We start from the raw sequence: 17,698 nt of genomic DNA, 5'->3' as shown, positions 1-17,698 counted from the left end.
GGGGGGAAACAACATGCAAACAGCGAAATCTAGAGACTTTAAAGATAAAGCAAATAAGATAATGGGGATTAGTAAAGAAGATGCCCTATTAACGAAATCATATATTTTTGTAGCATTTATGGCCATACTTCTTGGCGGGATTTTAGGTCTTGTGCAAGGGCTGAATCGTGCAGGATTGTTAGAATTACCGTCATGGGTTAACTATTATCAAGTGTTAACCGCACATGGTTTGTTATTAGTTGTTGTATTAACTGCCTTCTTTACGATTGGATATTTTTACGCAGGAATGTCCCATACCTTAGGCGGCCTGCTTCCAAAAGTAAGAACGATGGCTTGGATTGGCTTTGGATTGAAGATGGTCGGTTTTGTTTTAGCGGTCATCCCAATTATCATGGGTGATGCATCTGTCATGTATACCTTCTATCCGCCGATGGCAGCTGCGCCAATGTTTTATATTGGTTTAGCATTAATTGTGGTAGGTGTTTGGATGTGTGCATTCGGAGCCTTTATCCAAGTTGCCAACTGGAGAAAGAATCATAAAGGGCAGCATGTTCCAATTCTTTCATACTTTGCTACTGGCGTATTCGTTCTATTATTCTTCGGCTCTCTTCCTGTAGCAATCGAAGTAATCGTGATGATTATCCCTTGGTCATTTGGCTGGGTTAAGACGATCAACGTTATGGTTGCCCGTACACTATTCTGGGCCTTCGGTCATACGTTGGTTAATATCTGGTATTTAACAGCCGTTTCTGCCTGGTATGTTATCGTACCAAAAATCATTAGCGGCAAACGCTGGAGTGATACATTAACACGTGTCGTTATTATTGCCTTAGTTGTTATGAATATTACTGGTGGATTCCATCACCAAATAGTTGACCCTGGAATTTCACCATCTGTTAAATTTATGCACGTATTTATGAGTTTAGCGATCGGCTTCCCTTCATTAATGACAGCATGGGCGATGTTCGCTGTATTTGAACGTACGGCAAGAAAACAAGGCGGAAAAGGTCTAATCGGCTGGTATAAGAAAATGCCTTGGGGCGATGTTCGTTTCTTAGCTCCAATGATTGCGATGATTGCCTTTATTCCAGCTGGTGCCGGCGGTATTGCGCAAAGCACGAACCAATTAGACCAAGTCGTTCATAATACAATGTGGATCGTCGGTCACTTCCATTTAACATTAGGTATGTCCGTTGTTATGACATTCTTCGGTATTAGTTATTGGTTGGTTCCTTATATTTCAAAACGTGTGTTAACACCACAAATCAATCGATTAGGTGTGATTCAAACTTGGATTTGGACAATTGGTATGATCTTTATGTCAGGAGCCATGCATGCTGTAGGATTACTTGGTTCACCGCGTAGAACTTCCTTTACAACTTATGGGGACAACGCAACAGCGTTAAGCTGGAACCCATACTTATTGTGCTTAGCAGTTGGCGGGACATTATTAATTATTGGTGTGTTACTTCAAGTGTACGCAGTAATTAATATGATGTTCTTTGCACCAAAGGGTGATACAGAATTCCCAATTGCAGAAGAAGAAGAAAATGCAACCAAAACTCCATATTGGACAGAACGTTGGGGCATGTGGATTGTCGTCATGCTATTGGTTGTTGCCATGGCGTACGTCATCCCATTATCAGAGTTTATCGTAAATGCACCTCCAGGTTCTCCACCATTCAAAACTTGGTAAAAAAGAAAAGCGGAAGCGCCTAGGCGCTGGAGCTGGACAGTTTAAAAAAGGAGATAGCTCTTTGGTCAGGGCTATCTCTTTATGCTTAATATAACTGTAAAAAAATAGATTTGGGAAGTGATCTTCATGATCAAAAATAGGCATACTACATTTGCGTGTTTGCTTGTTATCTTATTTGGCCTTGCGTTGTTCTATTTTGGTACCGATGGCTTCCAGGCCTTTACGGCTGAAACTGCGCGGGTGAGTAAACTTATTGACGATAAACCAAAGTTTCCTGATGTAACCTTTGAAGATAGCAAGGGTAGGAAGTATTCAATTGATGAATTTGAAGGTAAATATGTCTTTATTACCTTTCTCTATACATCCTGTACAACGGTTTGCCCGCAATTGGAAATGAATATGTCTAGAGTTTATGATAAGGTGCCAAGCAAATATATCGGCAAAGATATTGTCTTTTTAAGCATAAGCTTTGATCCTGACAGAGACGACCCGGCTACATTAGATAAATACCGAACCTATTTTAATAGTGACGGCGAAACGTGGCGGATGGCAAGAATTAAGAATAAGGCTGAATTAGATTCGCTGTTAAAAGCATTTGGGGTCATTGTCATCCCTGATGATAGCGGCAGCTTCGCCCATAATTCCGCCTTCTATTTAGTCGATAAAAAAGGCACGCTTGTCAATGTTATGGACTATAAAAAAGTAGACGAAGCAGCTAATACGCTTACAAGCATTCTTGAAAAGGGAGCGGGGGATTAACAATGAGGCAATTATTATATGGCTTATTGATCATACTTTTTCTCGCCATTCCTCCAGTAGCGAATTTAATGGAATCCGTCATGATTATTCACATGCACATGCAAATGCCGATGCTGGTGTTTGCCGGATTTCTAATGGCGCGTTTCTTTCAGCTTTGTTTTCCGCGTTTTTTTGAAAAATGGAATGGGAATGGTCTTCCGGGAATCATATTATTTCTCATCACGGTATCCTATTGGACACTTCCAAGGGCAATGGATGATGCCTTGACGTCACAGGGCATAGAAGTATTTAAATTTATCAGTTTACCAATCTTGGCAGGAATCCCTCTTAGGGATAGTTGGAAAAGGCTTAAACCAGTTGGCAAAAATATTATTTTTTACTTTTTTATCGCGTTATTCACAGCAATGGGATGGTTATACATTGAAACACCAGTGCAATTATGTAACAACTATCTTGTCATTGAACAAATTACCCTTGGCTGGGGGTTCGTGACCACGGCAATCTGTATTGTGATCTATTTGTTATATACGGCATTTGTTGATAAATCACAATATGAATAAACTGGTTTAAACCCAATGATTAGGGGAACTACATTACCATATCGTTGTCTTCAATCATGGATATCTAAAGAGAGAATGGTGAACGATAATGGATAAAGGGAGGGTTTTTCCTGATGGGTTTAAATATGTTTAACGGAAAGAATAAGGAAGAAAAGGACAAACTTGAAGAGGTGCTTCAAAATTCAATCGAAATCGAAGAAGATTTAATGCGATCGTATCTTATTACTGCAGAGCGGATTCACGACGATGATGAATTAAAGGAGCGCCTCGAAAACTTTGCCGAAGGAAATGCGAAAAGAACGAAACAGCTGATTGATGAATTAAATGAAGAAAAGTCTTAGATAAAAGAAAGAGCCCGATTTATGAAAATCGGGCTCTTTCGCTTCTATTCAACATTCGATGAAATCTTTTCTAGAATTGTATTGTACGTTTCATTGGCGAAATCTTGGAAAGGTGTAGGTGCTAATGTCGAATAGTTTTCCACCGCCTTTTTCGCAAATTGAAGGGCCTCATTTTCCTTTCCAAGCTCAAAATGGCAGAGGGCTTTGTACGTATCTGTTATGTATAATAGTGAAAAATCAAATGGATGATGAACCCATGAATGGATGGTTACCTTTTCGAGAAATAGAAGTGCCTCCTGAAAGTGTCCAAGCTCATAAAAGGCCTTTCCTTTTTCAAGCAGAAACCAAATTTCATAGACTTCTGTCATGTGCGGATTTGATAAATAGTGATCAATCTTTTCTAGGGCCTTAACATAATCCTGCTTTTCATTAATAAGTGACATGATCTGGAAAAGTTCATAAAATAGCGTGGAGCGGATGTCATCCGCAAATTCCCCGTATTGCTTTAACTTTGTGGAATAATGGTCTTTCTTTTCCGTATCATGTGTCATCAGTGCATTGGCAACAGCAAGTCTGTATAAATCATCAATCCGAAAAAAGATCCGATGCTCTTTTGAAAAATGAATCGCACTTTCCAGCACCTTTGTGGCTGATTTAGAATTGCCAACAGCATAATGCAAGATTGCCTCATGATAGTCGAAGTCAACTCGTGTCATCGGGTCGATATAAACATGGGTTGCCTCGAGTTTATCGCGCTCTCGCAGTAGGATGTTTAATGATTCTGTATAATCATGCTCGACAAATTTCTCCATCGCCCAGAAAATACTGATATTTGCCCGTTTTGCTGTAAGGTTCATCTCATCGTACATTTTTGCGGCACGGTTCGAAAAATCCAACCATCCCTCGATTTTTTCATTGTACAGACTGCGACTGTAAATTTCCAATAATCGGGCCGATTCATATCCTTGTGTAAGTTTTTCAATATAGGGCTCGATTAGGGTAAGCAGCAGCTTATATTTATCAGTTTCAGATTCAGATTTCTGATTATAAAGCTTCTCCGCCTTTTCAAGAATCTGTCTTAATTCCTGAGTACTTACCTCTTCCAGAAGATCCCCGATTTCAACTCCAAGACGTTCGGCAATGTAGGCTAAACTTTCCATGGACGGCTGGGCCTTGTTATTTTCAATCAGGCTTAGCATCCCTTTTGTAAGCTCTTCACCAGCAAGCACCTCTAGGGTCATCTTTTTCTTTTTCCTTATCTCACGAATTCGTTCGCCTAGCATGTTTTATAAACCACCCTTGGATTTTTAATTAGTTTAATTATATTAAACTTTTACTTGAAATGGAAGGGGATCCCATGTTATTATTTGTTTAATAAGATTAAACTTTTAAGGTGGGATTTATATGGAAGACAGTATTAAGCTGAAAAAAGCGACATATCATCTGTGGACGTTCACCATTAGTAAGCTAATTTCTTCTTTTGGAGCACAAGTCTATTCGTTTGCAGTTAGTTTTTATATTTTACAATTGACAGGGTCGGCGACAAGTTTTGCCGCAAATCTAATCTGCAATATTTTGCCGCGGACGCTTGCAGCTCCAGTTGCGGGATACATTACGGATAAATATTCACGTAAAATGATTACCATTACCGCACAAATTGCCACAACCATTGCTATCGCCAGCCTGTTAGCGGTTACCTTAACTTCAGGACTATCTCTCATCGCAATTTATACCACTTCATGCATTTTATCCCTTACTTCCATGTTTTCCGGTGTTGCGTTTACCTCATCTATTACGGGGCTTGTAGATAAAGAAAGAATTCAAAAAGCGATGTCATTGAATCAGATGTCGATTTCATTTGCGGCCATTGCTAGTCCGGCAGTAGGGGGGCTTCTATATGGAGCGGTTTCCATGCCAGTTTTTTTAATTATGTATATCGCCGCATCAAGTTTAGCCGTTTTCCTGGAATTAACTATGAATTTTAACTTGTTTGCTCACCGAAAAGAAGAGGTAGAAGGGAATCCTAAAGAATCCATGTGGCAGAGCATGAAGGCGGGGATTTCCTATTTAAAATTGCAGCCACTGCTTATGATCATTATCTGGATTTCTCTGTTAATAAATTTTCTCTTTGGCGCATTTGAAGTAGGTTATTCCTTTATCTTAATTGAAAAAATGAAAATGGCTTCACAGCGTTTTGGTTTTACCCAAGGTGCCTTTGCTATCGGAATGCTGCTGCTGTCGATATATTTCACAGTCAGAAAGGAGGTCAAATATCCGCTTCTTATTTCTAAACGGGCAATTATAGGCATGGGAGTGATCATGGGAGCAGTGGCAGCCCCATTATTGATGAGTATGTCTGAAACTACAATTTTTGTTTATTACCTATTGCTCATGTTCAGTCTTGGGGCATCGGTAATCATTGTTAACACACCGATAATGGTGATGATGCAAAAGCAAATAGACGATGACTTTAAAGGCCGTGTATTTTCGATACTTGAAACGATGTCAATGGCCTTGATGCCATTAGGTATGGTGCTGTACGGATTTCTTTATGATGTTTTTCCGGCTCAATGGATTCTTCTCATATCTGCCTCATTGTTTATTGGTGTGACCCTAATTCTTGCAAGGCCATCGATTGTAAGAAAGGCACATCCGGCGCTTGACAGGGTAAAACCAATTCATGAGGAAGTGACATCATAAAAGATTATTTACTTGTAATCTTAGCTAAATAGTGCTGAATTTGTAATTTATCTTAGATGAAGGCAGTAATGCGTTATTCAGGTCCTAGGATGATGCTGTATCATCCAATCTATTCTGTGAAACATTTGTTAAATCGGTAATAAAAAGGTGCATTTCCCTCTTAATGTTAGGAGAAATGCACCTTTTTTTATTAACGTACGCCTTTCATATACCCTTGAATTTTTGGTGATAACATTAAAAGGATCAAACCTAGTACGATGGAAGCCCCACCGATTACACCAAAGTACATCATTTCGGTTTCAGGAGTATAAAATCTTACGACTTGGGCATTGAGCGCTTGTGCCGCAGCATTTGATAAGAACCAAAGGCTCATCGTTTGTGCTGAGAAGGCAGCTGGCGCTAACTTAGTTGTAGCTGATAAACCTACTGGTGATAAGCTTAATTCACCAAATACACAAATTAAATAGCTTAGTACTAGCCATAAAGGATTTACCATTGCATCTGAACCGCCAAAGTAAGCTGGCAGTAGAATGACTAGGAATGAGATCCCAGCGAAAAACAGAGCGAAAGAAAACTTTTGTGGAATCGATGGTTGACGCTTTCCTAATTTTACCCACATCCATGCAAATATAGGTGCAAAGATGATAATAAATAGTGGGTTTAATGATTGAAACCATGCAGGCGAAATATGAATTCCTGCAAAATCTAATTGCGTACGTTCATCTGCATAATTGGCAAGAATGGTTGAGCCTTGCTCTTGAATAGACCAAAACATAACTGATGCAATAAATAGTGGAATATAAGCAAGAATACGTGAACGTTCTACAGCAGTTGTTTTAGGGCTGCGGTACATAACAACAAAATAGATAGTTGGAATCAAAACACCAAGAATTGTAACTAAATTAACGAAACCTTTAAATGTTAAAAGTCCCTGTGGAATTAAAATTGCACAAATAATAGCAATAACAACAACACTTAACCCAAAAATAGTAAAGGTTTTTTTCTTTTCAGCTGGCGACATTGGGTTTGCCACGATTGTACCGGCAAGGCCAAGGTTTTTCTTCTTTGTTAACATAAAAATGACAAGTCCCAAAAACATACCAACAGCCGCAATACCAAATCCTATGTGGAAGCTATAGCCCATTACTGCTCCAACAAGTAGTGGAGAGATAAATGCCCCCATATTAATCCCCATAACGAAAATGGTAAAACCGGCGTCACGACGATTATCTTGTTCACTGTACAGTTCACCGACGACACTAGAAACGTTTGGCTTGAGTAATCCTGTGCCAAGGACAATTAAAACCATAGAAATGAAGAACATGGTTACACTTCCAGGTATGGCAAGAACTATATGACCAAACATAATAAATATGCCGCCATAAAACACGGCTTTTGACGTACCAAAAACTCGGTCAGCTAACCAGCCGCCAATGATTCCGGACATATAAACAAGTGATCCGTATATGGACATGATAGAAAGTGCAAGGGTCTTATCCATACCCAAGCCACCTTTAGTGACCTCATAATACATGTAGAAAACGAGGATTGCTCTCATCCCATAATATGAAAATCGTTCCCAAAATTCTGTAAAGAAAAGAGTGAAAAGTCCTTTAGGATGTCCAAAAAATCCTTTCTGAGGCACACTCTCCACAATCTTCTGTCTATTTAAGTTTGACATTGTACAACCTCCTTTTGTTATTCTATAATACTTTTTTTATGTTTGAATTGTCAAAAACTTTTTTTGGAAAATAAGTTGTCGAGGGTTAAAAGCCTTGATATTTCAATGTAATAATCAGTTGTGGTACATAAAAGAAAGTTTTTTTAAAATAGTAAATTTATTCTGATTAGGGCGATTTTTCACTCTTAAAGATTAATAGGGAAGCTAATTTGGGACAGATCTTCCTATTAAAGGAAATGATGAAAAGCCCCCGGCAAAATATCCCGCCGAGGGCTATATCATAAATTAAAGATTGATAGGGAAATAATTTAGTAATGATGGGGTGATGCTTCACGTTTTAAGTGAAAAGTTGTGGTAAGGAAATCCTCTATTTTTGTAAAGGGATCAATCCTATTCCAATTATCAGGCAAAATTAAATAATTGCAGGTACTGCTTTTTAAATAGCTATAGATAATCTGTGCTGCATCGATATCATCCCTGCTAACATCTATGTGGGTAGTTGTGTCATTCTTGAAATAGGATAATACGCTTGTATTGATTGTCTTAACAAGCTGCTCCCTGTTAAAGTCGGCCACCTTAAACTTTTTGCTAAAAAGAACTTTGTTCCCCTTAATGAGGAAAATTTTATGGCTATTGTCTTCTAGGGATTCTAAGACGACTATATTTTTATTCGCTTCAGTAAATTCAATCACTGATTCTTTATAAATGAGTGAACGTATGGCATCTAGATTGTCTCTGTATTTTGCTGCTGTTTCAAAGTCATAGTTCGAGGATGCCTTGACCATTCTTTGTTCCATTTCTTCAAGAATGCCTGTATCAGTACCATTTAATAAGTCACTGATCTTGGTTAATATGTTTTTATACTGATCAACTGCGGTGTCTAGGAAGCATATTCCTATACATAAACCTAAGGAAAAGTTTAAGCAGGGGGTATTCGTAAAGCTTGGATAACTGCAGCTTATTTTAAAGAATTCCTTTATACCTTGGATTGCTTTTTCAACAGTACGTTTACTTGTAAAAGGGCCAAAATAAAGATTGCCATCTTTTTGAACACTATTGGTAATTTCAAACTTCTGGTGGCTACCGTCCATTTGAATCATCATATAGCAATAGGATTGTGAATTTTTCATCATTCTATTAAAAATGGGCTTTATTTCTCTTATCAATTTACATTCAAGCATAAATGCTTCAAATTCGGTATCTGTAGGGATGTAATTAAAATCAGCAATATTTGTCTTAAGCTTTTTTATCTTTTCAGAGTGTGCTTTAGAATTTTGAAAGTACGAACTGACCCGATTCTTAAGATTTTTCGCCTTCCCGACATAAATAATGTTGCCTCGGGAATCTTTCATCAGATAAACGCCAGGTGTTAAGGGAAGGTTTTTTACTTTCTCTTTTATGTTCATGTTAATTCCCCCCATTGATAACTGTATTTTATCACAGTTATCCCAAATAAAAGAGGATGTCTCATTGGGAATTCCCCTCTGAAACATCCTATTTAAACGAGCGCTTGCGGTTTTCTTATTTTGGATATCGATTATATAGAATAATAAGCAGGACTAACATGACGATGTCTAATCTGGCGTTAAATGCAAATTGGAGAATGCCTGTGTGCAAGGAAGGTAATTTTGTTAATAGAAGAGCTGCTATCATGATAGCAATTAAAGGAATTACTGCATTTTTTACTGCTTTATTTAGCAAAATTAACATCCCGCAAACTATCTCTAGTGCAACTATAACATGTAGCATGATGTGGGGATAGGGAAGGCCTAAATTGAGAAAACCATTGGCTAACTCAGTACTAATTAATTTCATCAACCCAGACGTTATAAATACATACGCCACCGCATACCGTATAAATTTAATTGTCTTTAAAGAAATACCCATGTCAAACCCCCTTTATTAAACTGTATGTCCTATACGGGACAAACATCACTTGAAGATGGTGCCTGACACCATTAATTGGTTATCTTAGTTGTAAATAGGAGTAATGGTGTCAGGCACCATTTTTTAATGAACAAATACAAATGGGCATTTTAGTGATTGACTTTGACGTTGCGTAAAGGTGTATGGTTGATGTATGGGGAGGTGAACGAAATGGAGTATACCGTGCAGAAGCTGGCACATTTAGCAGGGGTCAGTACCAGAACTTTAAGGTATTATGATGAAATTGAAATTCTTAAGCCGGCGAGAATCAATTCGTCAGGATATAGGATCTATGGTCAAGCTGAGGTAGACCGCCTGCAGCAAATCCTATTTTACCGGGAACTTGGTGTGAGCTTAGATCGCATAAAGGAAATTGTCACTGCCCCATCCTTTGATAGCGCTGCTGCACTTCGGGAGCACCGTGAGAAACTCCTCGAGAAAAAGGAGCAATTAGAGTTATTAATTGCGAATGTAAATAAAACAATCGCATTATCAGAAGGGAGAATAAATATGTCAAACAAAGAGAAGTTTGAAGGCTTTAAGAAGAAAATGATTGAAGATAATGAGAATAAGTATGGGAATGAAATTCGTGAAAAATATGGCAACGATACTGTAGAAGCCTCCAATGCGAAAGTGATGAATATGACGCAGGGGCAGCATGAGGAGGTTACAGCCCTAGCAGAAAAGGTAACTCAAACCTTAGCCGAAGCCTTTAAAACCGGCAATCCGGAAGGCGAGTTAGCACAAAAAGCCGCTGACCTTCATAAACAATGGCTATGCTACTATTGGAAGGAATACAGCAAGGAGGCCCATGCAGGCCTAGCGCAAATGTATGTCGATGATGAAAGATTTACAGCCTATTATGATAAAGAACAGCCTGGAACAGCAGAATTTTTACGAGATGCAATTCATATCTATACGGGAATGAAACAATGACCTTATTAAAGGTATAAAATAATAGCTAAAAAATGGATTTTGATGAATCACTAACATCATCGAAAAATCAATGCCTGACACGATTCTTGATAAAACACGAATCATGTCAGGTATTTTTTTGTTCTACAGTCAAATTTCGACAAATTCCCCTATATCATGTATGTCATAATAGTCTTAATATTCATAAGAGTAGTATAATAATTTTAAAAGTGTTAGCTTAATAGAATACATAAAGTAGGTGTAAAAGTGAATAAAGACCCTATTCTTCACATAAAAGACTTAAAGGTCTCATTCCAATCAGGTAAGAAATTTGTCGCTGCAGTAGATGGGATTAATTTTGAATTGAAAGAGGGAGAAATCTTGGGGATTGTCGGTGAATCCGGTAGTGGCAAAAGTGTGACGTCATTAGCCACAATGGGACTTATTCCGTCCCCTCCTGGAAGAATTGAGCATGGGGAAATTATTTTTGAAGGCACAGACCTGAAAAATATTTCTGAAAAGGAATGGCGAAAAATCCGCGGAAATCAGATTTCAATGATTTTCCAGGAACCGATGACCTCGCTAAATCCTTTGTTTACAATTGGCAACCAGCTTATGGAAGCTATTCAGTTACATACCGGCCTCAATAAATCACAAGCAAAGGTACGCAGTATCGAATTGCTAAAGCTTGTAGGCATTCCAAGGGCTGAAGGAATTCTTAAAGACCATCCCCACCAGCTCTCGGGCGGGATGAGACAGCGGGTAATGATTGCAATGGCAATGGCCTGCAATCCGAAAGTGCTGATTGCGGATGAGCCCACGACGGCTCTCGATGTCACAATCCAAGCACAAATTCTTGCTCTAATGAAGGATTTAAATCAAAAAACAAACACATCGATCATTCTGATTACTCACGATTTAGGTGTTGTGGCGGAAATTTGTGAGCGGGTGATTGTGATGTATTCCGGCCAAATCGTTGAACAGGGCGACGTAAGGAAAATCCTCAAAGACCCACAGCATCCATATACAAAAGGACTATTGAAATCCGTCCCAGACTTAAGAGGAAAGAAAGACAGGCTCTATAGTATTCCAGGAACTGTTCCTGCTCCTGGCACGGTTCTAAAGGGATGCAGGTTCGCAGCCAGATGTGCTGAAGTATTTGGACAATGCCATGAAGAAGCACCAGAATTATTTAAAATGGAAAAAGACGGACATGAAGTGCGTTGTTTCTTACATACTTTGAAGGAGGGGAGTGACAAACATGTCGGAGTTACTTCTTGAAGTAAATGGTCTGAAAAAGTACTTTCCAATTAATGGAGGACTTCTTGGACGGAAACAAGGTGAGGTCAAGGCGGTTGATGATGTTTCTTTTTATGTGACAAAAGGAGAGACACTTGGGATTGTCGGTGAAAGCGGTTGCGGGAAGTCCACGACTGGCCGATTACTCATGCGCTTGATTGAGGCAAGTGATGGAAGAATACTTTTTGAAGATAAAGAGATTACTAGCATGTCAAAGTCAGAATTACGGAAAACACGCCGGGATATTCAAATGGTTTTCCAGGATCCCTATGCTTCCTTAAACCCAAGGCATTCGATTGAGCAAATTTTAGAAGAACCTCTGATTGTTCATGGAATCGGAACGAAAGAGGAACGTCGGAAGCAAGTAAGGGAAATGCTTGAGGTAGTAGGGCTTAGCAGCTACCATGCGAAGCGTTATCCACACCAATTCAGCGGCGGGCAGCGCCAGCGGATTGGAATTGCCAAAGCATTGATGACAAAACCAAAGCTAATTATTGCCGATGAACCAGTATCCGCCCTTGACGTTTCCATTCAGGCGCAGGTTCTTAACCTTATGAAGGATATTCAAACGGAGTTCCAGCTTACGTACATATTTATCGCCCATGATTTAGGTGTGGTTCGTCATATCAGTGATCGTGTCGGGGTGATGTATTTAGGCAGATTAATAGAATTAGCTGATAGTGAAGAACTTTACGAAAATCCACAGCATCCGTATACGAAGGCACTTCTTTCAGCTGTACCGGTGCCAGATCCTGATTTAAAAAAGAAAACGATATTAATAGAAGGGGAATTGCCTAGTCCGGCAAATCCTCCTTCAGGCTGTGCCTTCCACACAAGATGCGGACAGGTAATGGATATTTGCAAAACGGCTAGACCTGCGGAACACGCAGACAATGGTCATTTTGTGGCATGTCACTTATATAACAAATGATATGCGACATTTATGATAAAAAACAAATAATTAGGGGGAAAAAAGCTTATGAAGAAAAAGTCATTTACACTGCTGTTGATTTCTTTATTAGCCATCAGCATGTTTTTAGTTGGCTGTAACAGCAAAACCAACAGCGAATCTGACGGCAAAAAAGAACCAGCCACAAGCAATGGTTCTAAAAAGGATACACTTGTGTATGGCCGCGGTGGAGATTCCACTTCCTTGGATCCAATCACTACAACTGAGGGAGAAGCATTTAAAGTAACCGAAAATATTTTTGAAACATTGCTTGAATATGGGGAGAAGGATACTACTGTCCAACCGGGGCTTGCTGAAAAATGGGAGGCTTCTGAGGATGGATTAACTTACACTTTCCACCTGCGTCAAGGAGTGAAATTCCATGACGGCACTGATTTCAATGCAGATGCCGTTGTCTTTAACTTCGAGCGCTGGATGAATGGCGATGAAGAGAAATTCCCTTATTATACGATGTTTGGCGGCTATAAAGCAGATGAGGGGCATGTCATTAAAGAAGTGAAAGCTGTTGATGCGAACACAGTTCAGTTCATCTTGAAACGCCCTCAGGCTCCATTCTTGAAAAACCTAGCAATGTCTCCATTTGGAATTGCCAGCCCTGAAGCTGTTAAAAAGTGGGGCGATGATTTCAGAAGCCATCCAGTTGGAACTGGTCCATTTAAATTTGTTGAATGGAAAAAGAAAGACCGTATTACCGTTGAAAAGAATTCAGATTACTGGCAAAAAGGTTTACCAAAGTTAAACAAGATCATCTTCCGCGTTATTCCGGAAAATGCTGCTCGTCTTAACGCCCTTTCAAAAGGTGAAATCGATGTAATGGACGGGTTGAATAATTCTGATGAAGCTACAGTTAAGTCTAACGACAAACTGCAAATTATTGAACGTCCGTCAATGAACGTTGGGTATATTGGATTAACGAATACACATAAACCATTTGATAATAAACTTGTTCGTCAAGCCATTAACTATGCCATTGATAAGAAGGCCATCATTGATGCGTTCTATGGCGGCAAAGCACTTCCAGCTAAAAACCCAATGCCTCCTTCCATTGAAGGCTATAACGATGCCATTCAAGCGTATCCGTATGATTTAGAAAAGGCAAAAGCGCTATTGAAGGAAGCAGGTTATGAAAAAGGCTTTAAAATGGATTTATGGGCAATGCCTGTAGCTCGTCCATATATGCCTGAAGCACAAAAGGTTGCTGAAGTAATCCAAGAAAGCTTAAGCAAAATTGGCGTAACGGCAGAAATCAAATCAGTGGACTGGGCAACTTATTTAGAAAAAGCAACAAAAGGAGAGTTCGATGCCTTTATGCTTGGCTGGACAGGTGACAATGGTGACCCTGATAACTTCATTTACACGTTGCTTGATAAAGACGCCATTGGCAGCAATAACTACGCTTACTACAGCAACGACGAGCTGCATGATATCTTAATTGAGGCGCAAACAGAAACAGATCAAGCAAAACGGAACGAGCTTTATAAAAAGGCTCAAGAAATCATCCATGAAGATGCTCCATGGGTACCGCTTGTACACTCAACACCATTATTAGCTGCATCCAAAGATGTACAAAATTACATCCCGCATCCAACTGGTTCAGAATGCTTAAGCAAAGTGGAATTTAAATAGTAATTGTAGAAAAGGGGAGGGAGCATTGCCTCCCCTTTTCTTAACTACTGAGATGTTTATGCCTGAAATCTGGGGGGAGCATCGAAGTAGAGAGGTTCTATTTTCGTATTTTTTCAAAAAGAGGTGATGGTTATGTTAACGTATACATTCCGGCGATTACTTGCCTTAATTCCAGTATTAATCGGGATGACCCTTGTTGTTTTTGCTATTATTCATGCGATTCCGGGGAATCCGGCACAAGTTATTCTTGGGCAAAGAGCAACAAAGGAAGCAGTCGCCAATTTAACAGCACAGCTGGGATTGGACAGGCCTTGGTACATACAGTATTTCGATTATATAAAATCCTTATTGCACGGTGATTTAGGTGTTTCACTGGAGACCAGGTTACCGATTAATGGAGAAATATGGCCTTACTTGGCCGCCACGTTGGAATTAACCGTTGTTGCCATGATTATCGCCATTGTCATTGGCGTCAATGCCGGGATTATTAGCGCGTGGTTTTCAAATTCATGGTTTGACTATGTTGCAATGGTTCTTGCTTTAATTGGTGTATCACTTCCGATTTTTTGGCTGGGTTTAATGGAACAATGGGCTTTTTCCATTGAATTAGGCTGGCTTCCGACAACGGGAAGAGAGGATGTCAGGGATCCAATCACAGCAATAACCAATCTCTATATGATAGATACCTTACTACAAGGCAATTTTAATCAATTTATTACGGTTATAAAGCATCTTATTTTACCGAGTATTGCTCTTGCCACTATCCCGATGGCGATTATCGCAAGGATGACGCGGGCAACGATGCTTGAGGTAATGAAATCTGATTACATTCGTACTGCTAGAGCTAAAGGTTTAAGAATGTTTTGGGTGGTGTACAAGCATTCACTTAAAAATGCTATTATTCCTGTGCTCACGGTTATTGGACTGCAGACTGGGCTGCTTTTAGGAGGAGCCATCCTAACAGAAACCATCTTTAGCTGGCCGGGCATTGGCCGCTACTTATACGACGCCATTGGCTATCGTGATTATCCCGTCATTCAGTCTGGAATTTTAATCATTGCGGCCATCTTCGTATTTATCAATCTAATTGTTGACTTATTATATGTCATAGTGGATCCGAGAATTAAATTTACAAAATAAGGAGGGGATCATGTGTGGTAGAATTAGCAAAAAACACAGCAGACATCTCAGCTGTACCTGCCGAGGAAAAGCTAGTACCTCCATGGAAAGAGGCATGGCAATCCTTTTATAAAAATCGCTTAGCACTAGCTGGATTATGTATAGTTTTATTTTTTATCATTATAGCCATTATCGCCCCTTTGATTGCACCATATGGCTTTAAAGAACAGGTATTGGCAGATCGGATGCAGGCGCCCTCAAGTAAGCATTGGTTCGGAACCGATGATTTTGGCCGTGATATTTTTTCTCGTGTAATCTACGGAGCGAGAATTTCTTTATGGGTCGGATTTTTTTCGGTGTTAGGGTCTGTTGTTTTTGGAACATTACTTGGTATAGTGGCCGGTTATTATGGCCGCTGGGTTGACGCGATTATTTCCCGCGTCTTTGATGTTATGCTTGCCTTTCCAAGTATTCTTTTAGCGATTGCGGTTGTTGCAATTCTAGGCCCTTCATTAAAAAATGCCCTTATTGCTATCGCGGTTATCAACATTCCGAATTTCGGGAGGCTTGTCAGATCAAAGGTTTTAAGTGTGAAACAAGAGGAATATATCATGGCTGCTAGAGCTGTTGGAATGAAGGATACAAGAATACTCTTAAGACACATTCTGCCGAACAGTATTTCTCCGGTAATTGTCCAAGCAACATTGGCAATTGCCACTGCTATTATCGAAGCAGCTGCTTTAGGCTTTCTCGGCTTAGGTGCTCAGCCGCCAACACCGGAATGGGGGAAAATGCTCGCTGATTCGAAAAATTACATTACGAATGCCCCTTGGACATTATTTTTTCCGGGGATGGCTATTATGCTAACTGTACTTGGATTTAACCTTATGGGAGATGGACTCCGTGATGTACTGGATCCGAAAATGAAAAACTAGGCGGTGGCAGTCACCGCCTAGTTTTTATATTAGAAGCATTCCGGGTACATTCCTGTGGAAATGGCCAGCCTGTTCCAATTGTTTATAACATTTATTGCCATGATAATATCAACATATTGTTTTTCATCAAAATATGTACGAACCTTTTCATATAATTCTTTCGATACACCAGCTTTAGAGATTTCCGTTACGGCCTCGGTTAGCTCAAGCACAGCTTTTTCTTCGTCGGTAAAAAAATCACCGGACTCACGCCAAACACTAATTAAATGGATTCGTTGTTCAGTTTCGCCCATTGCCCGCAAATCTTTTGTGTGCATATCCAAACAATAGGCACAGCCATTGATTTGAGAAGCACGTATTTTTATGAATTCATACAGCCTTTTGTCCAGTCCGCTCTTTGAGGCAAATGTTTCTATTTTCAACATTGCTTGAAAGGCCGGTTCGTTGGCAGATCTATAATTAAATCGTAGTGACATTCTTGTTTCCCCCTATATTGAATTTTGTTTAACATTGTTATTATATCAATCAAAATCTAGCTTATCCTATAATAACCACTTAAAGTGGCTGTTGTTTTTAAAAGCGATTTTGGGCTATAATAATCCCAATCAAAAAACTGAAATTTCTTAATTTATCTTTATAGGGGGATCGAAAAGTTTGACTAATAAAAGCATTGTTTTTATAGGATTTATGGGTGTCGGTAAAACGACAATCGGCAGGATGGTTGCTGAAAAACTGGGTCGTGAATTTATTGATATTGATGAAGAAATAGAAAAAGAATATGCAATGAAGGTTTCGGATATTTTCGAAAAGATTGGAGAAATGGCTTTTCGAGATAAAGAAAAAAGTGTAATCACTAGTCTTTGCGAACAGAAAGGAAAGGTTTTATCTTTAGGCGGCGGGGCTTTTTTACAAGAAGATATTAGGAAGGTTTGCTTGTCATCAAGTTTTGTTATTTTACTAGATTTGTCTTTTGATAAATGGAAAGAGCGGCTCAACCTTATTATTGACAGTCGCCCAGTGCTGAAAGGAAAGTCATTATCAGAAATGGAAGAGCTTTTTTATAAAAGGCAGGAAGTGTATGCGAAACATCATTTGAAAGTGAATACGGATGACCAAGATCCCGAAGAAATTACTGATTTGATCATACATGCTGTAAATGAGAAGGTGTGAA

At 39.3% G+C, this 17,698-nt stretch carries 18 protein-coding genes; 13 read left to right on the top strand and 5 right to left on the bottom strand.

The annotated features are described in order from the left end of the window. The first annotated feature begins 13 nt into the window (after window positions 1–13). The 4 genes from BABA_RS00220 to BABA_RS00205 all read left to right on the top strand — a co-directional run bounded on the left by BABA_RS00220 (window position 14) and on the right by BABA_RS00205 (window position 3,356). Window positions 14–1,696, top strand: coding sequence for a cbb3-type cytochrome c oxidase subunit I (locus BABA_RS00220; RefSeq protein WP_007083088.1), 1,683 nt, complete (start codon window positions 14–16; stop codon window positions 1,694–1,696). A gap of 126 nt (window positions 1,697–1,822) precedes the next feature. Further along, entirely contained in the window at window positions 1,823–2,455 is a 633-nt protein-coding gene (locus BABA_RS00215) for an SCO family protein (RefSeq protein ID WP_007083087.1), read from the top strand. 2 nt (window positions 2,456–2,457) lie between these two features. Next, the gene (locus BABA_RS00210; RefSeq protein ID WP_007083086.1) at window positions 2,458–3,015 is read left to right on the top strand and encodes a hypothetical protein; all 558 of its coding nucleotides are present in this window, start codon (window positions 2,458–2,460) and stop codon (window positions 3,013–3,015) included. Between the two features lie 113 nt (window positions 3,016–3,128). Then, complete coding sequence (locus BABA_RS00205) at window positions 3,129–3,356, top strand: hypothetical protein (RefSeq protein ID WP_007083085.1); 228 nt, start codon at window positions 3,129–3,131, stop codon at window positions 3,354–3,356. 44 nt (window positions 3,357–3,400) lie between these two features. On the opposite strand, the gene BABA_RS00200 is transcribed toward BABA_RS00205, so the two are convergent. Next, window positions 3,401–4,639 carry a helix-turn-helix transcriptional regulator gene (locus BABA_RS00200; protein WP_007083084.1) on the bottom strand — a complete coding sequence of 413 codons (1,239 nt, stop codon included), beginning with the start codon at window positions 4,637–4,639 and terminating at the stop codon, window positions 3,401–3,403. Window positions 4,640–4,760: 121 nt separating this feature from the next. Here BABA_RS00200 and BABA_RS00195 point away from each other — a divergent pair, with 121 nt between their 5' ends. Next, complete coding sequence (locus tag BABA_RS00195) at window positions 4,761–6,056, top strand: MFS transporter (RefSeq protein ID WP_007083083.1); 1,296 nt, start codon at window positions 4,761–4,763, stop codon at window positions 6,054–6,056. Between the two features lie 56 nt (window positions 6,057–6,112). Then, entirely contained in the window at window positions 6,113–6,196 is an 84-nt protein-coding gene (locus BABA_RS27900) for a nitrous oxide-stimulated promoter family protein (protein ID WP_338040002.1), read from the top strand. Between the two features lie 50 nt (window positions 6,197–6,246). Here the strand turns inward: BABA_RS27900 and BABA_RS00190 are convergent, their stop codons facing one another. From BABA_RS00190 to BABA_RS00180, 3 genes are all read right to left on the bottom strand, one after another. Continuing rightward, complete coding sequence (locus tag BABA_RS00190; RefSeq protein ID WP_007083082.1) at window positions 6,247–7,737, bottom strand: peptide MFS transporter; 1,491 nt, start codon at window positions 7,735–7,737, stop codon at window positions 6,247–6,249. Window positions 7,738–8,045: 308 nt separating this feature from the next. Beyond that, window positions 8,046–9,143 (bottom strand): GIY-YIG nuclease family protein, encoded by a 1,098-nt coding sequence (locus BABA_RS00185; protein ID WP_007083081.1) that lies wholly within the window; start codon window positions 9,141–9,143, stop codon window positions 8,046–8,048. 115 nt (window positions 9,144–9,258) lie between these two features. Further along, complete coding sequence (locus tag BABA_RS00180; RefSeq protein WP_007083080.1) at window positions 9,259–9,624, bottom strand: DoxX family protein; 366 nt, start codon at window positions 9,622–9,624, stop codon at window positions 9,259–9,261. Between the two features lie 210 nt (window positions 9,625–9,834). Here BABA_RS00180 and BABA_RS00175 point away from each other — a divergent pair, with 210 nt between their 5' ends. The 6 genes from BABA_RS00175 to nikC all read left to right on the top strand — a co-directional run bounded on the left by BABA_RS00175 (window position 9,835) and on the right by nikC (window position 16,527). Then, a complete protein-coding gene (locus BABA_RS00175; RefSeq protein WP_007083079.1) occupies window positions 9,835–10,599 on the top strand; it encodes a MerR family transcriptional regulator in 765 nt (254 codons plus the stop codon). Between the two features lie 246 nt (window positions 10,600–10,845). Continuing rightward, a complete protein-coding gene (locus BABA_RS00170; RefSeq protein WP_007083078.1) occupies window positions 10,846–11,859 on the top strand; it encodes an ABC transporter ATP-binding protein in 1,014 nt (337 codons plus the stop codon). Beyond that, entirely contained in the window at window positions 11,840–12,808 is a 969-nt protein-coding gene (locus BABA_RS00165; RefSeq protein ID WP_007083077.1) for an ABC transporter ATP-binding protein, read from the top strand. The genes BABA_RS00170 and BABA_RS00165 overlap by 20 nt, the downstream gene beginning before the upstream one ends. Before the next feature lie 48 nt (window positions 12,809–12,856). Next, window positions 12,857–14,473 carry an ABC transporter substrate-binding protein gene (locus tag BABA_RS00160; protein ID WP_007083076.1) on the top strand — a complete coding sequence of 539 codons (1,617 nt, stop codon included), beginning with the start codon at window positions 12,857–12,859 and terminating at the stop codon, window positions 14,471–14,473. 132 nt (window positions 14,474–14,605) lie between these two features. After that, window positions 14,606–15,613: an ABC transporter permease gene (locus tag BABA_RS00155; RefSeq protein ID WP_007083075.1), complete on the top strand. Its 1,008-nt coding sequence runs from the start codon at window positions 14,606–14,608 to the stop codon at window positions 15,611–15,613. Window positions 15,614–15,627: 14 nt separating this feature from the next. Next, a complete protein-coding gene (nikC, locus tag BABA_RS00150; protein ID WP_007083074.1) occupies window positions 15,628–16,527 on the top strand; it encodes a nickel transporter permease in 900 nt (299 codons plus the stop codon). A 29-nt stretch (window positions 16,528–16,556) separates the two neighbouring features. Here nikC and BABA_RS00145 read toward each other — a convergent pair whose 3' ends face one another. After that, complete coding sequence (locus tag BABA_RS00145) at window positions 16,557–17,003, bottom strand: carboxymuconolactone decarboxylase family protein (protein ID WP_007083073.1); 447 nt, start codon at window positions 17,001–17,003, stop codon at window positions 16,557–16,559. 178 nt (window positions 17,004–17,181) lie between these two features. On the opposite strand from BABA_RS00145, the gene BABA_RS00140 reads away from it, so the two are divergent. Continuing rightward, on the top strand, window positions 17,182–17,697 hold the full coding sequence (locus tag BABA_RS00140; protein ID WP_007083072.1) for a shikimate kinase: 516 nt from the start codon (window positions 17,182–17,184) through the stop codon (window positions 17,695–17,697). Window position 17,698: the final 1 nt, after the last annotated feature.

This window comes from Neobacillus bataviensis LMG 21833 (genome assembly GCF_000307875.1).
Taxonomy (GTDB): Bacteria; Bacillota; Bacilli; order Bacillales; family Cytobacillaceae; genus Neobacillus; species Neobacillus bataviensis.
Note: the sequence above shows the minus strand (reverse complement) of the source record. Positions and strands in the feature narration are given on the sequence as shown.

What these genes read in the sequence shown, in the direction of transcription:
- BABA_RS00220 (WP_007083088.1), top strand. Translation starts at nt 14, where the DNA reads ATGCAAACAGCGAAATCTAGAGACTTTAAAGATAAAGCAAATAAGATA.
- BABA_RS00215 (WP_007083087.1), top strand. Translation starts at nt 1,823, where the DNA reads ATGATCAAAAATAGGCATACTACATTTGCGTGTTTGCTTGTTATCTTA.
- BABA_RS00210 (WP_007083086.1), top strand. Translation starts at nt 2,458, where the DNA reads ATGAGGCAATTATTATATGGCTTATTGATCATACTTTTTCTCGCCATT.
- BABA_RS00205 (WP_007083085.1), top strand. Translation starts at nt 3,129, where the DNA reads ATGGGTTTAAATATGTTTAACGGAAAGAATAAGGAAGAAAAGGACAAA.
- BABA_RS00200 (WP_007083084.1), bottom strand. Translation starts at nt 4,639, where the DNA reads ATGCTAGGCGAACGAATTCGTGAGATAAGGAAAAAGAAAAAGATGACC.
- BABA_RS00195 (WP_007083083.1), top strand. Translation starts at nt 4,761, where the DNA reads ATGGAAGACAGTATTAAGCTGAAAAAAGCGACATATCATCTGTGGACG.
- BABA_RS27900 (WP_338040002.1), top strand. Translation starts at nt 6,113, where the DNA reads ATGAAGGCAGTAATGCGTTATTCAGGTCCTAGGATGATGCTGTATCAT.
- BABA_RS00190 (WP_007083082.1), bottom strand. Translation starts at nt 7,737, where the DNA reads ATGTCAAACTTAAATAGACAGAAGATTGTGGAGAGTGTGCCTCAGAAA.
- BABA_RS00185 (WP_007083081.1), bottom strand. Translation starts at nt 9,143, where the DNA reads ATGAACATAAAAGAGAAAGTAAAAAACCTTCCCTTAACACCTGGCGTT.
- BABA_RS00180 (WP_007083080.1), bottom strand. Translation starts at nt 9,624, where the DNA reads ATGGGTATTTCTTTAAAGACAATTAAATTTATACGGTATGCGGTGGCG.
- BABA_RS00175 (WP_007083079.1), top strand. Translation starts at nt 9,835, where the DNA reads ATGGAGTATACCGTGCAGAAGCTGGCACATTTAGCAGGGGTCAGTACC.
- BABA_RS00165 (WP_007083077.1), top strand. Translation starts at nt 11,840, where the DNA reads ATGTCGGAGTTACTTCTTGAAGTAAATGGTCTGAAAAAGTACTTTCCA.
- BABA_RS00160 (WP_007083076.1), top strand. Translation starts at nt 12,857, where the DNA reads ATGAAGAAAAAGTCATTTACACTGCTGTTGATTTCTTTATTAGCCATC.
- BABA_RS00155 (WP_007083075.1), top strand. Translation starts at nt 14,606, where the DNA reads ATGTTAACGTATACATTCCGGCGATTACTTGCCTTAATTCCAGTATTA.
- BABA_RS00145 (WP_007083073.1), bottom strand. Translation starts at nt 17,003, where the DNA reads ATGTCACTACGATTTAATTATAGATCTGCCAACGAACCGGCCTTTCAA.